Here is an 18,348-nt window from a genome sequence, read left to right on the forward strand (position 1 = left end):
GTTCCTGCCGGGCGCTGAACGCCCGGCAGGAAAGCCTCGTCTCAGAGGCCGTTGTCCTTCAGGATCTGGGCGGCATTTTCCTTGGTGATCTTCTGCGTCGGCAGGGTGATGGTCTTTTCCACCTTCTCCCCGTTCAGGAACTTGATCGCCTGCCGCAGCCCTTCGGCGCCCGGCGTCACATAAGTGAACGTCGCCGTCAGCTCGCCATTGGCGACCAGCTGCACGCCTTCATTGGGCAGGCCGTCGATGCCGATGAACTTGATGTCCTTCTCACGTCCGACGTCCTTGGCGGCAAGATAGGCGCCATAGGCCATCGGATCATTGTGGCCGTAGACGAGATCGATTTTCTCGTTGTTGCGCAACGCCGTCGCCATGATGTTGTAGGCCTGGTCCTGCTTCCAATCGCCCGACTGCTGGTCGAGCAGGTATTTTATGCCCGGCTCCTTGTCGGTGAATTCATGGAAGCCGTCATGGCGGTCGTGTGCCGGCTGGGTGCCCATGCCGCCCCAGATCTCGACGACGTTGCCGGCGGCCTTGCCCTTGCCGCCAAGCAGCTCGACGGCATATTCACCGGCAGCCCGGCCGATCAGCTTGTTGTCGCCGCCGACGAACTGCGTGTAGTCGTTGGTTTCGACGTTGCGGTCGAGCACGAAGACGGGGATCTTGGCATCGATCGCCTGCTGCACGACACCGGTCAGGCCGGCGGATTCTTTCGGTGATACCAAGAGCGCATCGACCTCCTGACGGATAAGGTTTTCGACATCGGCGACCTGCTTCTCGGTCTTGTCCTCGCCGTCGGTGATGATCAGCTCGACTTCCGGATGCTTGGCCGCTTCGGCCAGGATGTCCTTGTTGAACTGAGCCCGCCAGGGTTCGATGGTCGTCACCTGCGAGAAGCCGATCTTCCACTTCTTGTCCTGCGCATGGGCGCCGCCGGCAAGCATGGCGGTCGTGGTCAGGAGTGCCGCTGTCAGCCCGGCGAGCTTCAACAATTCACGTCGTTTCATTTCTTGTTTCCTCCAATATTCAGAGACGCGGTCTCTTGCGACGGCCGCTTTGCCGCGGCCGTTTCCTTGTGCGCTTGCCCACCGGGCAGTCGCAGATAGAAGAGAAGATCACCGGCACTGCGCTCCTGTACGAGCACGGTACCGATGATGATCATCCCCTTCAGCACCAGCTGAAGGTTCGAATTGATGTTGTGCAGCTGCAGGATGTTCGAGAGCAGCCCGAAGATCAGCACGCCGCAGAACGTCCCGGTCAGGCTGCCGCGTCCGCCCATCAGGCTGGTGCCACCGATGACCACGGCGGCAATCGCGTCGAGCTCCAGCCCGGCGCCGGCGTCCGGCTTGCCTTGCCGGTACTGCGCGACATAGAGCACCGCCGCGATGCCGGCCAGCAGCCCTGACACGGCATAGGTGGCGATCTTCACGCGGCCGGCGGCGATGCCCGACAGCCGCGCCGCCTCCTCATTGCCGCCGATCGCATAGACATAGCGGCCGAACGGGGTGAAGCGCAGCACGGCGCCGTAGATCAGGATGGCGCCGAGGAAGAACAGGCCCGGCATCGGGATCACGCCGAATACCAGAGTGCGCAGCATTTCGAAATCGGCGGTGGCATTCGAGCCGGTGTAGACCGGCAGCACCGCATTGTTCTGGCCGGCTGTCAGCCGGGCGATGCCGAGCGCAGTGACCATCATCGCCAGCGTCACGATGAAGGGCTGCAGCCGCCCGGCGACGATGATGAAGCCGTTGAGCGCGCCGAACAGCAGGCCGACGCAAGGCGCCACCAGCAGCACGCCGAGCACGCCGAATTTTGAGCCCACCTGCGGCAGCAGGAACCACAGCACCAGACTGCACAGGATCACCCCGACAATGCCGGGCGTCACCAGCCCGCGAACGCTGTCCAACCTGATGTCGTGCGTGGCCTGCGCGCCGGCGCGGGATTTTTCGATGTTCAGCAGGATGAAACGAGTGACGAGAATGCCGAGGCAAAGGGCTGCCAGGGCAACTGTCGGCACCCCCAGCACCACCGCCGGCGTCACGCCGGGGACCGTCAGCAGCATGGCACAGACGACCGTGCAGATAGCCATCAGCGAGCCGACGGAAAGGTCGATACCGCCGGTGATGATCACCGCAGTCATGCCGGTGGCAATCAGCCCGGTGGTCGACACCTGGCGCAGCACATCGAGCAGGTTGCCGTAGGACAGGAAGATGTTGTTGCCCTTGGAGCTGATCGGCGAGCCGAGCACGCCGATCAGGAAGATGGCGATCAGGCCCCAATAGAGCTTCGTCCGGGACAGGATATGCAAAATGCTCATGCGGCAGGCCTCGTCATCGTCCGTCGCGGCGCCGCAAGCCGCATGATGGCCTCCTCGCTGGCTTGCGCGCGGGACAGGATTCCCGTCTGGCGGCCGTCGGCCATGACCAGGATACGGTCGGAAAGATGCAGCAGCTCCGGCAATTCCGAGCTGATCACGGCGATCGCCAGCCCGTCTCGCGCCAGCTTGAAGATGAGATCGTAGATTTCCCGCTTGGCACCGACATCGATGCCGCGTGTCGGCTCGTCGAGCAGCAGCACCCGCGGCCTCGTCGCTAGCCATTTGCCGATGACGACCTTCTGCTGGTTGCCGCCGGACAGCGTGCCCGCCGGCTGCTCGACGGTCTCGCAGCGAATGCCGAGCGCCTTGACGGCGTCCCGTGCCAGCCCTTGCTCACCGGCCAGCGAGCGCACGCCGAACCGCGCCAGCGCGCCGACCAGCGGCAGCGCGACATTGTCGGTGATCGAGGCCTCGAGATGCAGGCCTTGCGTCTTGCGGTCTTCCGTGACCAGAGCGATGCCGAGCCGGCGCGCATCGCGCGGCGAACGGATTTCTACTGCCTCGCCATCGAGCCTGATCTCACCGCCGGCACGTCCGCCGCTGGACCCGAAGATGGTTTCCAGGATTTCAGTACGGCCCGAGCCCAGCAGCCCGCCGATACCGAGGATTTCTCCTGCGGCAAGATCGAAGCTGACGCCATCGAGCACGGTGCGCCAACCATGGCGATTGGGCTTCGACAGCGACAGCTCGCTTACGGACAGGACCGTGTTGCCACCGGGGATGCGGTGCTCCTGGGAGGAAGCAAGCAGGTTTCGCCCGACCATCGCCGAAATTATGGCGTCTTCGTCGAGCTTGTCCATCGCCCGCGTCAGGACGTGGCGTCCATCGCGAAACACGGTGACGCGGCTGGCCAGATGCATGACCTCGTCGATGCGGTGCGAAATGTAGACGATCGCCACGCCGCTGTCGGCGAGCTGGCGGATGATGCGGAACAGCCGCTGGCATTCGGCCGGCGAAAGCGCCGAGGTCGGCTCGTCCATGATCAGAATGCGCGCCGACATCGACAGCGCCTTGGCGATCTCGACCAGCTGCTGTTCGCCGACGCGCAAGGCACCGACGCGCGCATCCGGGTCGAGCTCGATGCCGAGCCTTTGCAAGAGCGCGCCGGCAGCGCGGCTGCTCGCCTTGCGGTCGACGATCAGCCCGGCGATCAGCTTCTCGCGGCCGAGAAAGATATTGTCGGCGACGCTAAGTTCGGGAACGAGGTTCAGCTCCTGGTGGATGATGGCGATGCCGGCGCGCTCGGCTTCGCGGACGCCGGCAAAGCGCACCGGATAGCCATCGATACTGACCGTTCCGTTATAGTCCGTATAGACGCCGGACAGGATCTTCATCAGCGTCGACTTGCCGGCGCCGTTCTCGCCCATCAGCGCATGGACCTCGCCGCGCCGCAGTTCGAAGCCGACATCGATAAGCGCGGCGATACCGCCGAAGGACTTGGAGATGTGCTCGGCGCTCAGTACGACAGCCGAGCCGTCCGCCATAACGCCTTGCGCAGGGATGGAATTGCCGTGCTGCATGACAAGGACGGCCTCCCTCCGTCGTCACCGAACACCTCAAACGCTAATCTAAACGTTTCGATCATGTCAAGGCAATATCTGGAGCCTGAGATTGTTCCATTTCAATTCTTGCGCAAAATCATAAGATTCCGTACGTATTGCTACCGTGGAGTGGTGAAACGTTTCGAAAATGACAGTGTCAGGACGAAAAAAGCAGCGCAAATTCACTGCTCCGACTATGCTTCATGTGGCTGAGGCCGCGCGTGTTTCCGTGGCCACCGTATCGGCGCTGATCAACGGCACCGCGACCGTCAGCCCCGAGCTCAGCCAGCGCATCGAACAGGCGATCCGCGACATCGGCTACAAGCGCAACGCCATTGCCCGCAGCCTGAAGATGGGCACCACACGCACCATCGGGCTCACCGTCCCACACATCACCAATCCGTTCTTTACCGACGTGGTTTCGGTCATCCAGCAGGCTTTCGACAGGGCCGGCTACGCCGTCATGCTGTGCTGCACCGACGAGCACCTGAACACGCAGGACGACCAGATCAGGCTGCTGCTCGACCGCATGGTCGACGGACTGATCGTCGCGCGTGTCGGTGACGGCGCGATCCTCAAACGGATTGTCGACGACGCCAATGTGCCGGTCGTGCTGCTCGACCGTGTTTGCCAGGGTGTCGACACCGATGCCGTCGTTCTCGACAATCAGCGCGCGGTGTTCGACGCCATCACTTACCTGATCGATCTCGGCCATCGGCGCATCGGCTACATCTCCGGCTCGTTCGATATCTCGCCGATGCATGACCGCATGGCGGGATACCGCGAGGCCCTCCAGGCCGCCGGCCTGCCGGCCGAGGCCGAACTCGTCCGCTTCGGCAACTTCCATGAAGTCGACGGCTACAATGCCACCATGCAGCTGCTTTCGCTGCACGACCGGCCGAGCGCCATCTTTTCGGCCAACAACCCGATGGTGATCGGCACCATGAAGGCCATTCGCGATATCGGCCTGTCCTGTCCGGAGGATATTTCGGTCGCCTGCTTCGACGACTTTCCGTGGTCGGATGTGTTCCGGCCGCAATTGACCACGGTCGCACAGCCGGTGCAGGCGATTGGCGAACAGGCGGCCAATCTGCTGCTCGACCGGCTCGCCGGAAACAGGGATGCGCCGCCGCGCAAGCTGACGCTCAAGGGACGCCTGATGATCCGCAATTCATGCCGTCCGCTAGGTGCGACTGCGCAGAGCGTCAGCGCGTAGCGCTTGGGCTCTGTTCAGAAACTTTGCAATGCCGGACGGACAGCGCTCCCTCTGTCCTGCCGACCCCGGGCCTTCGCAGCCACTACGGGCGTTCGTCGTTCGAAAACCGAGCAATTGAAGGACGCGGCGCCGATCGAGCCAAGTGGCCAACAATCAGCCAGCCGACAGTCAGGAAAATCTTGGCAATCGAAGCATGTCGGATTAGGAATATGACGAGATGCGGCTGATCGTTCACACGGGCGCCGGCTTGAGTCATGCGCGTGAAATCGATCCTAATTGGGCTGGGACTTGCTGGGATGGTCGCATTCTCCGGCTGCACCACCGGCGGAGCATTACAGACCTTTCCCCAGGCCTATGGCGGCCTCACCGACGCCGGTTTCCGCATTCCGCCGGTTCCGATCTACAAGGTCGACCCAAAGTTCCGTCGGCAGACAGTGCCTTATGCAACTGACGAGGAGCCTGGCACCATCATTGTCGATACAGGAGCGAAGTTTCTCTACTACGTGCTGGGAGACGGTCAGGCACTGCGCTACGGCATCGGCGTCGGCAAGGCGGGCTTCGAGTGGCATGGCACTGCTCACGTTGCGAGGAAGCGCGAATGGCCGGATTGGAGCGCGCCGTCCGCGATGATCGTGCGCGAGCAGAAGCGAGGCCGCATCATACCGGCCCATATGGAGGGCGGACTCGTGAACCCGCTCGGTGCGCGGGCGCTTTATCTTTTCAACGAGAAGGGTGACACTGGATATCGCCTGCACGGTAGCCCCGAATGGTGGTCCATCGGCAAAGCCGTGTCTGCGGGCTGCATTCGCCTCATGAACCAGGACATCATCGATCTCTATGACCGCGCCACAATCGGCACCAAGGTGATCGTCATTTAGTGGACGCCGCGTTTCCCGCTAACGGACGAGCATGACGGATCGAAAACCTCCGCGTAAAACGCGCGAAATGTTCGCTATGTCTTCGCACACCTGTTCGCGATGTTCCCTGCCTAAGGCCGGCCTTGCCCGCAACAGTGGCAAGTGGCGAACCAACTCTCAGGCAGCTTCCGACAGCGATTTGTGAGCGTCGGCCAGGATCTCGAACGAGCGCACCCGCGCCGCATGGTCGAAAATCTGCGCTGTGACCATCAGCTCGTCGGCCCCTGTGCGGCGCACAAACGCCTCGATGCCTTGACTGACCGTTTCCGGGGAGCCGACGACGGCGCAGGAAAGCGCTTGGCCGAGCATGGTCTTGGCCATTGGATCGAGGTCGCGCTCATATCCTTCGACCGGCGGCGGCAATCGGCCGGGCCGGCCGGTGCGCAGATTGACGAAGGCCTGCTGCAGCGAGGTGAACAACAGCCGCGCCTCGGCATCGGAAGGAGCGGCGAAGACGTTGAGGCCGAGCATCACATAAGGCTTGTCGAGCTGCTCCGAAGGCTGGAAACGCGAGCGGTAGATCTCCAGAGCATGGTCGAGCTCGGCCGGCGCAAAATGCGAAGCGAAGGCGTAGGGCAGGCCGAGCATGGCGGCAAGCTGCGCGCCGTAGAGGCTGGAACCGAGAATCCAGATCGGCACCTTTTCGCCTTCGCCGGGCACCGCGCGGATGCGTTGGCCGTCTTCGGCCGGCTGCAAGTAACCCATCAGCTCGACGACGTCCTGCGGGAAATTGTCGGCGCCAGCGTCGAGGTTACGGCGCAGCGCCCGTGCCGTGGCCATGTCGGTGCCGGGCGCCCGGCCGAGGCCGAGATCGATGCGGCCAGGATGCAGAGCATTAAGCGTACCGAACTGCTCAGCGATGACCAGCGGCGAATGATTGGGCAGCATGATGCCGCCGGCGCCGACGCGTATCGTATTGGTGCCGCCGGCCACATGAGCAATGACCACCGAGGTGGCGGCGCTGGCGATGCCCGGCATATTGTGGTGCTCTGCCAGCCAATAGCGCCGGTAACCCAGCCGCTCGGCATGACGGGCGAGATAGAGCGAATTGGCGAGTGACTGTGAAGCGTTGCTGCCTTCGACGATCGGCGACAGGTCGAGAACGGAAAGAACGGTCATCGGCGCGGGTTTCCTGTGGGCCGAAGGGATGTAGGAAGCCGTTGCCGAGGCGGCAAATTCAAAATGTTGATGGAGCGCTGGGGGAAACGGACGTGCGACCGATGCAAGGTCGTGATCTGCCCCATCGGGGGGACGCTTTTGACCCTTTAAGCCGCTACTTTTTCACCTCGGGAATCTCTTCGTCCTCGATCGCTGCCGTGTGTTGCGCCGCCAGGAAATTGCCGACATGGCTGAGACCGTCGAAATGATCGCAGAACACCTTGATGACGACCAGCAGCGGCACCGCCAGCAGCGCGCCGACAAAACCCCACAGCCACGACCAGAAGGCGATGGCGATGAGGATCGCCACTGCGTTGATTTCGAGACGGCGGCCGACCACCGTCGGCGTCACGAACTGGCCTTCGACGACATCGCACATAAGGACGAAGGCCGGCGCCAGCAGCGCATAGGAAATCGTGTCGAAGCTTATCAGCGCGATGATCGTAACCAGCGTGATGGTGGTCAGCGCCCCGATATAGGGCAGGAAATTGAGCAGAGCCGCTGCCGCGCCCCAGACCTGCGCGTTGGGCACGCCGAGCGCCCACAGGCCGAGCCCGATGACCACGCCGAGACATGTATTGATGACCGTGACAGTAAGCAGATAATGCGAGATTTCACGTTCTACGTCGTAGACGACGCGCAGCGCCCGCTTCTTTTCGCTGAGACTGGGGAAGGACTGGACGATCTTTTCATAGAACATCGTGCCCGAGGCGAGCAGGAACAGCGACAGGACGAAGACGATGGTAACGCTGGCGCCGGCCGACAGCACATTGCCGGCGGCCTGCGAGAGAATACCGGATGGCGCCGTCGCCACCCTCTGAACGCCCGGCTCCTGGGATGTCTGTGTCAGGCCCTCGATCTGGCGCGAAATCTCCACGATCCGTTCGAACGGACGGCGCAGTTGTGCCAGACGTTCGGTAAGCTGCTGGCCGATCGTCGAGGTGTTGTTGATGAGGTCGATGACCGGGCCGCTGAGCAGATATCCCGCGACGGCGACGAGGCAGAACGAAAGCAGCACCAACAGTGTCGCTGAAATGACATCGGGCATGCCATGCTTGCGCAGGAAGCGAACGATCGGCGTCAGCGTCAGCGCCAGCAGGAAAGCCAGAATGACCGGCATGAAGAAGGCGCGGGCGAAGTAAAGCGCGTAGATCGCCATGAGAATGAAGATGCCGACGAGCAGCGAACGCATCAGATGCGCATCCGCCCGCGCCTCGACGCGCGGATCCGGGCTTTCGGCAGCGCTTGCGCCCGAAGCGTCGGGTTCGGCTTTCATTCTGACCCTCGGCGGCACACCGCGATTGGTGCAGACCGTTGGCGAAAACGCCTCTGTCGCTTCAAGGTTCCGTTAGCCGGCGTCACCGGCAAGGCCGCCTCGCGGCCTTGGCAATGAATCAGGTGACTGGGAATCAGGCAACCGGCGCCGCCACGGCGGGAACGGCCTTCGCAGTTTCCCGGCGCACGATCGGCGCCACTTTGGTGCCGTAGAGTTCGATGGCCTTCATCACCTTGGCGTGCGGCATGGTGCCGATCGCCATTTGCAGCAGGAAGCGGTCGTTGCCGAATATCCTGTGCTGGGCAATGATCTTCTCGGCCACCTGTTCTGGATTGCCGACGAACAGCGCGCCGTTTGGGCCGCGCGATTGGTTGAAATGCGCCCGCGATGTCGGCCCCCAGCCGCGCTCGCGGCCGATGCGGTTCATCACCTCGGCCTGCGGCCCGTAAAAATCGTCGGCTGCCTGGTCCGTGGTGTCGGCAATGAAGCCGTGCACGTTGAGACTGGTGGCAAGGCTTGCCGGATCGTTGCCGGCGCGCCTGGCTGCATCCCTGTAGATGTCGAACAGCGGTGCGAACCGCGCCGGCTCGCCACCAATGATCGCCAGTGCCAGCGGCAACCCGAGCACACCCGCGCGGGCGACGGATTGCGGTGTTCCACCGACGGCGATCCAGATCGGCAATTTGTCCTGCAAGGGCCGCGGATAGACGCCGCGGTCGTTGATCGGCGCGCGCAGACTGCCCGACCAGGTCACCTTGACATGATCGCGGATGGCGAGCAGCAGGTCGAGCTTCTCGGCGAAGAGCTCGTCATAATCTTCGAGATTGTAGCCGAACAGCGGAAAGGACTCGATGAACGAGCCGCGCCCGGCCATGATCTCGGCACGGCCGCCGGACAGAAGATCGAGGGTGGCAAACTGCTGGAAGACGCGCACCGGATCGTCGGAGGACAGCACGGTGACAGCGCTGGTCAGCCTTATGCGCTTGGTCCGTTCGGCCGCCGCCGCCAGCGCCACCACCGGAGCCGAGGCAGCATAGTCGGGACGGTGGTGCTCGCCGAGACCAAAGACGTCCAGCCCGACCTGGTCGGCGAGCTCGATCTCCTCGATCAGGTTGCGCAACCGCTCATGCGCACCGATCGCACCGGGACCTGGTTCCGGGCTGACGTCGGCGAAGGTGTAGAGACCGAGTTGCATAGTGTGTCATCTCAGCGTTTTGTCTTGGCGCTACACGTAGCGATCAGTCCGCCGCCCCGCCAGATGCCTGGATGGTGAACAGTGCGGGTGCTTTCAGCCGAATTCAATCGAAATGGCGTCTCCCGGCTGCAACAGATCAGAATTTCATGGCTGGCATACCGTTTTGGCGCTTGAACTCTCGGTTTTCGCGCGTATGTAAGCCTCGCAAATTGACTTCAGGGAAGTGGACTTGGCTATCTATAGGGAAAAAGACGTTTTCGAGCGGCGCAATGCCGCAAACGAGGCAAAGAAGGCGCTTCTGGAGCGCTTCAAGGCAAAGCCGGCGCCAGATGATCCAGCGGTGCTGGCACGACAGGCCGAGCGCAAGGCGATCCTCGAGGCCCGCGCGATACGCGAGGCCGAAAAGGCCAGGCTGAAGCAGGAAAAGCTGGCGCGCGAAGCGGCCGAAAAGGCCGAGCGCGAGGCAGCTGCCGAAGCGGCACGCATCGCCGCGGAAGAAGCCGCACAGGCCGAAGCGAAGATCCGGGAAGCTGAAGAGAACGAGCGGATCGCCCGTTTTCTTGCCGACGAGGCCGAACGCAAGGCCAAGCGTGACGCACGCTATGCGGCGCGCAAGCAGCGCACCGGCAGGACGCCGCCCGGCTTCTCCGCGCGATAGCGCCTTCCGGCACTGATCAGCCGAATTCAAGAATCAGGGCCGCCTTGCAGCGGCCCCGAACGCGCTCGTCCGTCAGAATCGGCTAAGCCGCGAGCTTCAGTCCCATGATGCCGCAGACGATTAGCGCGATGCAGGCCAGCCTGATCGCCGTCGCTGGCTCGCCGAGCAGCCATATCCCAACAGCGCCGTGCCGACGGTGCCGATGCCGGTCCACACCGCGTAAGCGGTGCCGACCGGTAATGCCTTCAGCGCCAGGCCGAGCAAGGTCAGGCTGACGATCATCGAGGCTACCGTCAGGACGGTCGGCAGCGGCTTCGAGAATCCGTCGGTGTATTTGAGGCCGATCGCCCAGCCGATCTCGAACAGGCCGGCGAGGAACAGGAAATCCACGACATCGGAACGCTCCGTTTCGATGGCTTCCGGGCGATTTCTTGAAAAGCGCAAAAATTGCCTTCGCCGCATCCATAGGGGATGCGCGTGAGCTTAGTGAACAATCATACCGGCCGCGTTTGCGGCCGGTCGAAATAAGCCGAAACGGTAGCTGCGGCCCTACTTGTCCTTCAGCTTCATCGCCTTCACCGGCGGTGCCTTCAGGGCCGGCGCCGGAGCGGGTTTCTTCGCGTCCTTCTTCGGCTTGCGGGCTTCCTTGCCTGCCTTCATCGCACCCTTAGCCATGATTCGTTCCTCCAGTTGACGTCTGGCGAAGTGAAACAAGAGAAAACGCTCGACTGCAAGAGGCCGCTGCCGTGCAGTCGCCCTGGCCGATGGCTGTCAACCGGTTTCTAATTCCCTCGTAAACCGCAGCGGTCCGTGCCATGGTCTTCTTCGCACTGCAGCATCAGCCCTTGCGTTTCGCCGGCTGATGATCAGGCAGGCCGGTCAGGACGACAATGCGGATCCACATCGGTTGCCAGATGAGCTTCGACTTCCCGCAGGAAACACCGCTGATCGCGATGCTAAACGTCCATTATTCGCGCGCATCCGATCTTGAGCGGCCGGACTTCCTGACGTCGAACCCGCCGGTGCCGATCGAAAGCTACCGCGACAGTTTCGGCAATTGGTGCAACCGTTTCGTTGCGCCGGCCGGGCGCTTTGCGTTCGGCACGGACGCGGTGATCCGCGACGCCGGCTCCTTCGAGACGCGCGAGCTGACGGCGTGGCAGCACGAGGTGCGCGATCTGCCATCGGAGACGCTGCTGTTCCTGCTGCCCAGCCGTTATTGCGAGAGCGACGTGCTGTCGAATGAAGCGTGGCGGCTGTTCGGCAGCACCCCGCTCGGCATTCCGCGCGTCCAGGCGGTCTGCGACTTCGTCCATAACCACATCGTCTTCAACTATTTCAATGCACGGCCGACGCGCACCGCCGCCGAGGCCTATCGCGAGCAGAGTGGTGTATGCCGCGACTTTGCTCACCTCGCTGTTGCCTTCTGCCGCGCCCTGAACATTCCGACCCGCTACTGCACCGGCTATATCAGTGATATCGGCCTGCCAAAGCCGTGGTCGGACATGGATTTCGCCGCTTGGATGGAGGTCTATCTCGGCGGCCGCTGGCACGCGTTCGACCCGCGCAATAACGCGCCGCGCATCGGCCGCATCCTGATTGCCTCCGGACGCGATGCCGCCGATGTGCCGCTGACCCACATTTTTGGGCCGGGCGCGCTGGCTGGCTTCAAGGTCTGGACGGACGAGGTCGTCGAATAGCCCCGCGCCGCCCTTTTTAACAACTGACCTTGTGAACAACTGGGCACTTCGGGCGTTGTGAGAGCTGTGGAGCGTGGGCGGGCGCTCCGCCAATCTCGGTGCATCAACCAAGGCAGCACACCATGGCGGCGCATGGCGGGTCGAAAAAAGTGATCTATGCGGCGCTCGCCGGAAATCTTGCGATCGCACTGACCAAATTTGCCGCTGCCTTGTTCACGGGCAGCTCGGCAATGCTCTCGGAAGGCGTCCACTCGCTCGTCGATACCGGCAATGGCAGCCTGCTGCTTTACGGCATGCACCGTGCCTCCCGGCCGGCCGACCGCACGCATCCGCTCGGCCATGGCCGCGAGCTGTACTTCTGGAGCTTCATCGTCGCGCTCCTCGTCTTTGCACTGGGTGCCGGCATATCGTTCTACGAAGGCGTGACGCACATCATGGCGCCGGAGCCGATCGCCAACGCCAAGGTGAACTACGCTGTCCTTGGCCTTTCCTTTCTCTTCGAAGGCACCTCTTGGCTGGTGGCGCTGAAGGAATTCCGCCACCAAAAAGGCAGCCACGGCTGGCTTGAGGCGGTGCAGCTCAGCAAGGATCCGAGTGTCTACACCGTACTCTTCGAGGACAGCGCGGCACTTCTCGGCCTCGTTGTCGCCTTCGCCGGGATATCGGCGGCGGAACTGCTGGACATGCCGAAGCTCGACGGCGCCGCGTCGATCGGCATCGCGCTCATCCTGGGCGGGACCGCGATCTTCCTGGCGCGCGAAAGCAAGAGCCTGCTGCTCGGCGAGCCGGCCTCGCCCGAGGTGCAAACAGAGGTGCTGGCCATCGTCCAGCAGGACCCGGCGGTGCAACGGGCAAATGGCGTGCTGACGCTGCATATGGGTCCGCAGGAGATCGTCGCCGCTTTGAGCATCGAGTTCGAGGATCATTTGTCGGCGCCGGAGATAGAGACCTGTGTCGAGCGCCTCGAGACGCGGCTGAAAGCGGAGATGCCGGAGGTGACGCGGCTGTTCGTCAAGCCGCAGACCACCGGCACCTGGGAACGCCGGAGCAAGGCCTTGGCGGCGTCCGGAGGGGAACCGGCCTGAGGAAAATGGCTGCGCCATCGGGCAGTCCCGGTTATGATTGCGGGCAAAAGCTCCAGGAGGAACGAAGATGAAAATCGACGGCGCGTGTCATTGTGGCGCTATCACTTACGAGGCCGAAGTCGATCCGGAAAAGACCACCATTTGTCACTGCATCGATTGTCAGAAGCTAACCGGAACGGCCTTTCGCGTCACCGTGCCGGCGTCCGAGGACAATTACAGGATCACCAAGGGCACGCCGAAGATCTACATCAAGACCGGTTCGAGCGGCGCCAAGCGCGCCCAGGCATTTTGCGGTGAGTGCGGCTCGCATCTCTACGCCACGTCGGCGGGCGAGGGACCGAAGGTTTACGGTATCAGGGTCGGCACGGCACGGCAGCGCGAGCAACTGGTGCCGAGAAAGCAGATCTGGCACCGCTCGGCGCTGCATTGGCTGCCGGAATTCGAAGGCACAACCATCATCGAGGAGCAGTAGCGCCAGACCCGGGCGAAGCCTCCGGTTCCGGCGTAGCTCTCAATCGTCGCCTTCGACGACCCTTAGCCTCAACTGCCCGGTTTTCGAATCGGCGACGCGCGGGCTGCTTTCCGCTTTTGCTCCGCTGCCATTCGAACCAGCGGTGTCCTCCGCCGGCTGCACGCCAAACTCCAGCGCCTCGATCTTTTGTCCGCGCCTGGTCACCTTCGATGTCGAGACCAGAATGTCGTCGATATCCTTGGCCGATTGGCCGAAATGCGTCTGCAATTTGCGCACCCGCTCGTCGAGCCGGGAGACGTCTTCCATCAGCCGGATAACCTCGCCCTGGATCAGGTGTGCCTGCTCGCGCATGCGGGCATCCTTGAGGATTGCCTGGATGACCTGGATCGACAGCATCAAAAGCGATGGCGAGACGATGACGATCCGCGATCGATGCGCCTTTTGGACAACGGCCTCGAAATTCTCATGGATTTCGGCGAACACCGATTCTGAGGGCACGAACATGAAGGCGGTGTCCTGCGTCTCGCCCTGGATCAGGTATTTTTCGGAAATATCCCGGACATGCACCTCGATGTCGCGGCGGAAAGCCTGTGCAGCGGACTTCTGCAGGTCGGCGCCTTCGGCGGCACGGATGGCATTCCACGCCTCGAGCGGAAACTTTGCGTCGATGGCAAGCGACGGTGCGCCGTTCGGCATCTTCACCAGGCAGTCGGGCCGGCTGCCATTCGACAAGGTCGCCTGGAATTCATAGGCGCCGTGCGGCAATCCGTCGGCGACGATGGCTTCCATGCGCGACTGGCCGAAGGCGCCGCGCGTCTGCTTGTTGGAAAGGATCGCCTGCAATTGCACGACCTGGCCGGCCAGCGACTGGATGTTGCCTTGCGCGATATCGATGACCGCCAGCCGTTCCTGCAGCTTGGCGAGGCTCTCATGCGTCGATCTCGTCTGCTCGGTCATGGTCTGGCCCAGGCGGCCGGTCATGGCATCGAGACGCTGGCCGATCGACTGTGTCAGTTCCGCCTGGCGCGCCCCGAACACTTCGGCGATGGCGCCCATGCGGCCCTGCATTTCCGCCTGGCTTGCCAAGATACCAGCCATCCGCACCTCGGCGTCGCGGGCGTGGTCGGCGGCTTCGGCGGCCGCCACTGCACGCGCCTTGGCCGATCGCCAGAGCGCAACGACGAGCGCCACGAACAGGCCGAGGAACAGCATTGCGCCGAAACCCAGGGCTTGGCCGAGCGTGATCGTGGTGGCGCCGAGGCGGGCGACAGGTTCGGACAGGATGGTGGCCAGATCGTTCATGTCGACAGCATAGATGATTCGGTCTGCCGGCACAGATCAAAACGTGAACGACCCGAAGGCGCCCCGGTTGACGCTTTTCCTGCGAGGTCTTAGGTGAGACGCCATGTCGATCAAGCCGCTTATCATCCTCCCCGATCCCGTCCTGCGCCAGGTTTCAAAACCGGTCGAGCGTGTCGACGGCGATCTGCGCAAACTGGCCGGCGACATGCTGGACACCATGTATGACGCGCCCGGTATCGGCCTCGCGGCGATCCAGGTTGGCGAACCCTTGCGCATGCTGGTGATCGACCTGGCCAAGGAGGACGAGACGCCGGCACCGCACGTCTTCATCAATCCCGAAATCCTCGAAAGCTCCGACCAGCGTTCGGTCTACGAGGAAGGCTGCCTGTCGATCCCGGATTACTATGCCGAGGTCGAGCGTCCGGCGGCGGTGCGGGTGAAGTTTCTCGACCGCGACGGCAAGCTGCAGGAGATCGAGGCCGAGGGGCTGATGGCGACCTGCCTGCAGCATGAAATCGACCACCTCAACGGCGTGCTGTTCATCGATCACATCTCCAAGCTGAAGCGCGACATGGTGGTCAAGAAATTCAAGAAGCTCGCCAGGGACAAGGCGCCGGGCAAGATGGTGGGGTAGGCGTCGACGAAATGCCCCTGCGTGTCATCTTCATGGGTACGCCTGAATTCTCCGTGCCGACGCTGCGGGCGATTGCCGGGGCCGGGCACGGGTTGACGGCCGTCTACACGCAGCCGCCGCGCGCCGGCGGCCGGCGCGGGCTCGAACTGACGCCGTCGCCGGTGCAGCGCGAGGCGGAGCGGCTTGGCATCGAGGTGCGGTCGCCGGTGTCGCTGAAGAGCGAGGCGGAGCAGGAGGCGTTCCGCGCCTTGCGCGCCGACGTCGCCGTGGTCGTCGCCTACGGATTGCTTCTACCCAAACCCATTCTCGAGGCGCCGCGGCTCGGTTGCCTCAACGGTCACGCATCGCTGTTGCCGCGCTGGCGCGGCGCTGCCCCTATCCAGCGCGCCATCATGGCCGGCGATACCGAAACGGGCATTATGGTGATGCGGATGGAGGAAGGCCTCGACACCGGGCCGGTGGCAATGGTTGAAAAATGTCCCATTGGACCCGACATGACGGCCGGCGATCTGCACGACCGGCTGATGGTCCTCGGTGCTGCGCTGATCGTGCAAGCGCTCGAACGGCTGGAGCGGAATACGCTGACATTTACCACACAGGCGGAGGTGGGGGTGACCTACGCCAAGAAAATCGATAAATCGGAGACTCGCATAGACTGGCTGCGACCTGCCGGCGACGTGCACAACCAGATTCGCGGCCTGTCGCCCTTTCCCGGTGCATGGTGCGAGGCCGAAATCGGCGGCCGCGTGGAACGGCTGAAACTGCTTCGCTCGACGCTCTCGCAAGGCGCCGGCGAACCGGGAGGAATTCTCGATGACCGTCTGACGGTCGCCTGCGGGTCAGGCGCGATCAGGCTGGTCGAAGTTCAACGTGCGGGCGCAAGGCCCATTGCCGCGCAGGAGTTTCTGCGCGGGGCCAAGCTCGAAAAAGGAATGAAATTGTCATGAGCATGATGTCCATACGCGCGGCGACGCCGCGGGACCGCGAGGCGATCCGCCTTGTCGAAGAACACGCGTTCGGCCAGCAGACGGAGGCCGGATTGGTCGACGCGCTGGTCACCGGCGGTGATGCCGTCGTCGAACTGGTGGCGGACGAAGACGGGCAAGTGGTCGGCCATATCCTGTTTTCACGGCTCTTCGTGCAGAATGGCGGCAAGAGTTTCCCGGCGGTGGCGCTGGCGCCTCTAGCGGTCGAGCCGTCGTTCCACGGCACCGGCATCGGCGGTGCCCTGGTACGCGAGGCTCATATCCGCCTGAAAGCTGCCGGCGAGACGCTCGCCGTGGTGCTCGGCGATCCGGCCTATTATGGGCGTTTCGGCTACAGCCGTGCCCGTGCCGCGAAATTCGACAGCGACTATCAGGGCGAAGCCCTGCAGGCGCTTGCCTGGGGCGAGGCGCCGGAGACCGGCAGGCTGGTCTACGCCTCGGCCTTCGGCTCAGCCCTTGCCGCCTGATTTCGCCTCGATCCGGGAATGCCGCGTTTTCGCCTCGACATCGAATATGACGGCAGTCTCTTCGCCGGCTGGCAGCGCCAGGCCAACCAGCCATCGGTGCAGCAGGCGATCGAGCAGGCGATCGAGAAGTTCTGTGGTCAGCAGGTTTCGCTGCGCGCCGCCGGCCGCACCGATGCCGGCGTCCATGCGACCGCTCAGGTGGCGCATGTCGATCTGATCAAGGCATGGCCCGGCGACAAGGTGCGCGACGCAGTCAACGCGCATCTGCAAGCGGCCAAGGTGCGCATCGCCATCCTGAAGGCCGCCGTCGTGCCGGATGGCTTCGATGCGCGTTTCTCGGCGATCGGCCGCCATTACCTCTACCGCATCGTCAATCGCCGCGCGCCGGCGGCGCTCGACAAGGGCAAGATCTGGTGGGTACCGAAGCAGCTCGATGCCGGTGCCATGCACGAGGCGGCAAAGGTGCTGCTTGGCCGGCATGATTTCACCACCTTCCGCTCGACCCAGTGCCAAGCCACCAGCCCCGTCCGCACGCTCGACCGGCTGGATGTCAGCCGGGCGGGCGATTTCATTGAGGTCCGCGCTTCGGCGCGGTCATTCCTGCACAACCAGGTGCGCTCGATGGTCGGCTCGCTCAAACGTGTCGGCGAAGGCGGCTGGACTGTTGCCGACCTCAAGGCGGCGCTTGAGGCGCGCGACCGTGCCGCCTGCGGTCAGGTGGCGCCGCCCGACGGGCTGTTTCTCGTCGGCGTCGATTATCCGACGCCTGGCTGATCCGGAACGCTGATCCCGAGCAGCGCCTGCAGGCCGAACAGGACGATCAGCGACGCCACGAACATGCCGGCAAAAACGGCGCTGCCGGCGGCCGCACCCCTGCCGATCGCAACGTTGGTCATCCGCCAGGTCAAGACCATCGACAGCGCGAACAACAGCAGCGACACGAGTCCGGAGACTTCGTTGGCCGACGTCAGGAAAAGCCGGATCAACGCCGATGGCAGCATCATCCAGGCGATGATCGCCGAGGCCCAATTGCTGGCCACGACATAATGGACGAAACGGCCGCCGACGCCGACCCGCGGCGCCACCAGGGCGAGGCCTATGAGCGGCAGCACCCAGGCGCCGATATCGACGGTGGCCAGGCGGATCAACATGCTGAAACGGCCGACGAATGCGTTGGGATCGCCGATCTCGTTGGCAATACCGACCCAGCCGACGATCAGTGCCGGCGCCGCGACGACGATGGCAAAAAAGGAGTTCCAGAAACCGTCCGCCGAAAGGTCGAGCAGGCGAAATCCGTCGGCCTTGCCGAGCATCAGCCGCCAGGCACCGGCAAGCGAAGCGTAGGTTTCATCCGCTGAAAGCAT

At 63.3% G+C, this 18,348-nt stretch carries 19 protein-coding genes and 1 pseudogene; 10 read left to right on the top strand and 10 right to left on the bottom strand.

What is annotated here, in order from left to right:
- Positions 1-41 precede the first annotated feature (41 nt).
- From NKI17_RS05610 to NKI17_RS05620, 3 genes are read right to left on the bottom strand one after another with little or no spacing between them, the layout of a single operon-like run.
- Positions 42-1,007 carry a substrate-binding domain-containing protein gene (locus tag NKI17_RS05610; RefSeq protein ID WP_254815861.1) on the bottom strand — a complete coding sequence of 322 codons (966 nt, stop codon included), beginning with the start codon at positions 1,005-1,007 and terminating at the stop codon, positions 42-44.
- Entirely contained in the window at positions 1,004-2,317 is a 1,314-nt protein-coding gene (locus tag NKI17_RS05615) for an ABC transporter permease (protein ID WP_352568536.1), read from the bottom strand. The genes NKI17_RS05610 and NKI17_RS05615 overlap by 4 nt, the downstream gene beginning before the upstream one ends.
- On the bottom strand, positions 2,314-3,897 hold the full coding sequence (locus tag NKI17_RS05620; RefSeq protein WP_352905511.1) for a sugar ABC transporter ATP-binding protein: 1,584 nt from the start codon (positions 3,895-3,897) through the stop codon (positions 2,314-2,316). The genes NKI17_RS05615 and NKI17_RS05620 overlap by 4 nt, the downstream gene beginning before the upstream one ends.
- Positions 3,898-4,114: 217 nt before the next feature.
- On the opposite strand from NKI17_RS05620, the gene NKI17_RS05625 reads away from it, so the two are divergent.
- A complete protein-coding gene (locus NKI17_RS05625; protein WP_352449454.1) occupies positions 4,115-5,134 on the top strand; it encodes a LacI family DNA-binding transcriptional regulator in 1,020 nt (339 codons plus the stop codon).
- A 254-nt stretch (positions 5,135-5,388) separates the two neighbouring features.
- Positions 5,389-6,012, top strand: coding sequence for a L,D-transpeptidase (locus NKI17_RS05630; RefSeq protein WP_352578154.1), 624 nt, complete (start codon positions 5,389-5,391; stop codon positions 6,010-6,012).
- A 156-nt stretch (positions 6,013-6,168) separates the two neighbouring features.
- Here the strand turns inward: NKI17_RS05630 and NKI17_RS05635 are convergent, their stop codons facing one another.
- The 3 genes from NKI17_RS05635 to NKI17_RS05645 all read right to left on the bottom strand — a co-directional run bounded on the left by NKI17_RS05635 (position 6,169) and on the right by NKI17_RS05645 (position 9,680).
- On the bottom strand, positions 6,169-7,170 hold the full coding sequence (locus tag NKI17_RS05635) for an LLM class flavin-dependent oxidoreductase (protein WP_352578153.1): 1,002 nt from the start codon (positions 7,168-7,170) through the stop codon (positions 6,169-6,171).
- A gap of 154 nt (positions 7,171-7,324) precedes the next feature.
- On the bottom strand, positions 7,325-8,485 hold the full coding sequence (locus NKI17_RS05640; protein WP_023676958.1) for an AI-2E family transporter: 1,161 nt from the start codon (positions 8,483-8,485) through the stop codon (positions 7,325-7,327).
- A 133-nt stretch (positions 8,486-8,618) separates the two neighbouring features.
- Positions 8,619-9,680 (bottom strand): LLM class flavin-dependent oxidoreductase, encoded by a 1,062-nt coding sequence (locus tag NKI17_RS05645; RefSeq protein ID WP_352568531.1) that lies wholly within the window; start codon positions 9,678-9,680, stop codon positions 8,619-8,621.
- A 229-nt stretch (positions 9,681-9,909) separates the two neighbouring features.
- Between NKI17_RS05645 and NKI17_RS05650 the strand changes: the two genes are divergently transcribed.
- Positions 9,910-10,338 (top strand): DUF6481 family protein, encoded by a 429-nt coding sequence (locus NKI17_RS05650; RefSeq protein ID WP_023676956.1) that lies wholly within the window; start codon positions 9,910-9,912, stop codon positions 10,336-10,338.
- Between the two features lie 82 nt (positions 10,339-10,420).
- Here NKI17_RS05650 and sugE read toward each other — a convergent pair.
- Positions 10,421-10,733: pseudogene (sugE, locus tag NKI17_RS05655) on the bottom strand (quaternary ammonium compound efflux SMR transporter SugE).
- 154 nt (positions 10,734-10,887) lie between these two features.
- Positions 10,888-11,013 (bottom strand): hypothetical protein, encoded by a 126-nt coding sequence (locus tag NKI17_RS05660; RefSeq protein ID WP_013528464.1) that lies wholly within the window; start codon positions 11,011-11,013, stop codon positions 10,888-10,890.
- A 215-nt stretch (positions 11,014-11,228) separates the two neighbouring features.
- On the opposite strand from NKI17_RS05660, the gene NKI17_RS05665 reads away from it, so the two are divergent.
- The 3 genes from NKI17_RS05665 (at position 11,229) to NKI17_RS05675 (ending at position 13,595) form a co-directional block, all read left to right on the top strand.
- A complete protein-coding gene (locus NKI17_RS05665) occupies positions 11,229-12,038 on the top strand; it encodes a transglutaminase-like domain-containing protein (RefSeq protein WP_352568530.1) in 810 nt (269 codons plus the stop codon).
- 122 nt (positions 12,039-12,160) lie between these two features.
- Entirely contained in the window at positions 12,161-13,123 is a 963-nt protein-coding gene (locus tag NKI17_RS05670) for a cation diffusion facilitator family transporter (protein WP_352568529.1), read from the top strand.
- Positions 13,124-13,190: 67 nt separating this feature from the next.
- Positions 13,191-13,595 (top strand): GFA family protein, encoded by a 405-nt coding sequence (locus tag NKI17_RS05675; protein ID WP_023676952.1) that lies wholly within the window; start codon positions 13,191-13,193, stop codon positions 13,593-13,595.
- A 39-nt stretch (positions 13,596-13,634) separates the two neighbouring features.
- On the opposite strand, the gene NKI17_RS05680 is transcribed toward NKI17_RS05675, so the two are convergent.
- Positions 13,635-14,897 (bottom strand): DNA recombination protein RmuC, encoded by a 1,263-nt coding sequence (locus tag NKI17_RS05680; protein ID WP_352568528.1) that lies wholly within the window; start codon positions 14,895-14,897, stop codon positions 13,635-13,637.
- A 103-nt stretch (positions 14,898-15,000) separates the two neighbouring features.
- Between NKI17_RS05680 and def the strand changes: the two genes are divergently transcribed.
- The 4 genes from def to truA are packed head-to-tail and all read left to right on the top strand — an operon-like array spanning position 15,001 to position 17,758.
- Positions 15,001-15,531, top strand: coding sequence for a peptide deformylase (gene def, locus NKI17_RS05685; protein ID WP_023676950.1), 531 nt, complete (start codon positions 15,001-15,003; stop codon positions 15,529-15,531).
- A gap of 17 nt (positions 15,532-15,548) precedes the next feature.
- On the top strand, positions 15,549-16,478 hold the full coding sequence (gene fmt, locus NKI17_RS05690; RefSeq protein ID WP_352568573.1) for a methionyl-tRNA formyltransferase: 930 nt from the start codon (positions 15,549-15,551) through the stop codon (positions 16,476-16,478).
- Positions 16,475-16,984 (top strand): GNAT family N-acetyltransferase, encoded by a 510-nt coding sequence (locus NKI17_RS05695; protein WP_352568527.1) that lies wholly within the window; start codon positions 16,475-16,477, stop codon positions 16,982-16,984. The genes fmt and NKI17_RS05695 overlap by 4 nt, the downstream gene beginning before the upstream one ends.
- A gap of 18 nt (positions 16,985-17,002) precedes the next feature.
- A complete protein-coding gene (gene truA / locus NKI17_RS05700) occupies positions 17,003-17,758 on the top strand; it encodes a tRNA pseudouridine(38-40) synthase TruA (protein ID WP_352568526.1) in 756 nt (251 codons plus the stop codon).
- On the opposite strand, the gene NKI17_RS05705 is transcribed toward truA, so the two are convergent.
- Positions 17,740-18,348, bottom strand: a complete 609-nt coding sequence (locus tag NKI17_RS05705; RefSeq protein ID WP_023677470.1) for a hypothetical protein — start codon at positions 18,346-18,348, stop codon at positions 17,740-17,742. The two genes, truA and NKI17_RS05705, sit on opposite strands and share 19 nt — an antisense overlap.

Source organism: Mesorhizobium sp. M0816 (genome assembly GCF_040320005.1).
Lineage (GTDB): Bacteria > Pseudomonadota > Alphaproteobacteria > Rhizobiales > Rhizobiaceae > Mesorhizobium.

Coding starts and splice junctions, on each gene's coding strand:
- NKI17_RS05625 (WP_352449454.1), top strand. CDS start 4,115: ATGCTTCATGTGGCTGAGGCCGCGCGTGTTTCCGTGGCCACCGTATCG.
- NKI17_RS05665 (WP_352568530.1), top strand. CDS start 11,229: ATGCGGATCCACATCGGTTGCCAGATGAGCTTCGACTTCCCGCAGGAA.
- NKI17_RS05640 (WP_023676958.1), bottom strand. CDS start 8,485: ATGAAAGCCGAACCCGACGCTTCGGGCGCAAGCGCTGCCGAAAGCCCG.
- def (WP_023676950.1), top strand. CDS start 15,001: ATGTCGATCAAGCCGCTTATCATCCTCCCCGATCCCGTCCTGCGCCAG.
- NKI17_RS05705 (WP_023677470.1), bottom strand. CDS start 18,348: ATGCTTTCAGCGGATGAAACCTACGCTTCGCTTGCCGGTGCCTGGCGG.
- NKI17_RS05660 (WP_013528464.1), bottom strand. CDS start 11,013: ATGGCTAAGGGTGCGATGAAGGCAGGCAAGGAAGCCCGCAAGCCGAAG.
- NKI17_RS05670 (WP_352568529.1), top strand. CDS start 12,161: ATGGCGGCGCATGGCGGGTCGAAAAAAGTGATCTATGCGGCGCTCGCC.
- NKI17_RS05610 (WP_254815861.1), bottom strand. CDS start 1,007: ATGAAACGACGTGAATTGTTGAAGCTCGCCGGGCTGACAGCGGCACTC.
- NKI17_RS05635 (WP_352578153.1), bottom strand. CDS start 7,170: ATGACCGTTCTTTCCGTTCTCGACCTGTCGCCGATCGTCGAAGGCAGC.
- NKI17_RS05645 (WP_352568531.1), bottom strand. CDS start 9,680: ATGCAACTCGGTCTCTACACCTTCGCCGACGTCAGCCCGGAACCAGGT.
- truA (WP_352568526.1), top strand. CDS start 17,003: ATGCCGCGTTTTCGCCTCGACATCGAATATGACGGCAGTCTCTTCGCC.
- NKI17_RS05615 (WP_352568536.1), bottom strand. CDS start 2,317: ATGAGCATTTTGCATATCCTGTCCCGGACGAAGCTCTATTGGGGCCTG.
- NKI17_RS05675 (WP_023676952.1), top strand. CDS start 13,191: ATGAAAATCGACGGCGCGTGTCATTGTGGCGCTATCACTTACGAGGCC.
- NKI17_RS05695 (WP_352568527.1), top strand. CDS start 16,475: ATGAGCATGATGTCCATACGCGCGGCGACGCCGCGGGACCGCGAGGCG.
- NKI17_RS05630 (WP_352578154.1), top strand. CDS start 5,389: ATGCGCGTGAAATCGATCCTAATTGGGCTGGGACTTGCTGGGATGGTC.
- NKI17_RS05680 (WP_352568528.1), bottom strand. CDS start 14,897: ATGAACGATCTGGCCACCATCCTGTCCGAACCTGTCGCCCGCCTCGGC.
- NKI17_RS05620 (WP_352905511.1), bottom strand. CDS start 3,897: ATGCAGCACGGCAATTCCATCCCTGCGCAAGGCGTTATGGCGGACGGC.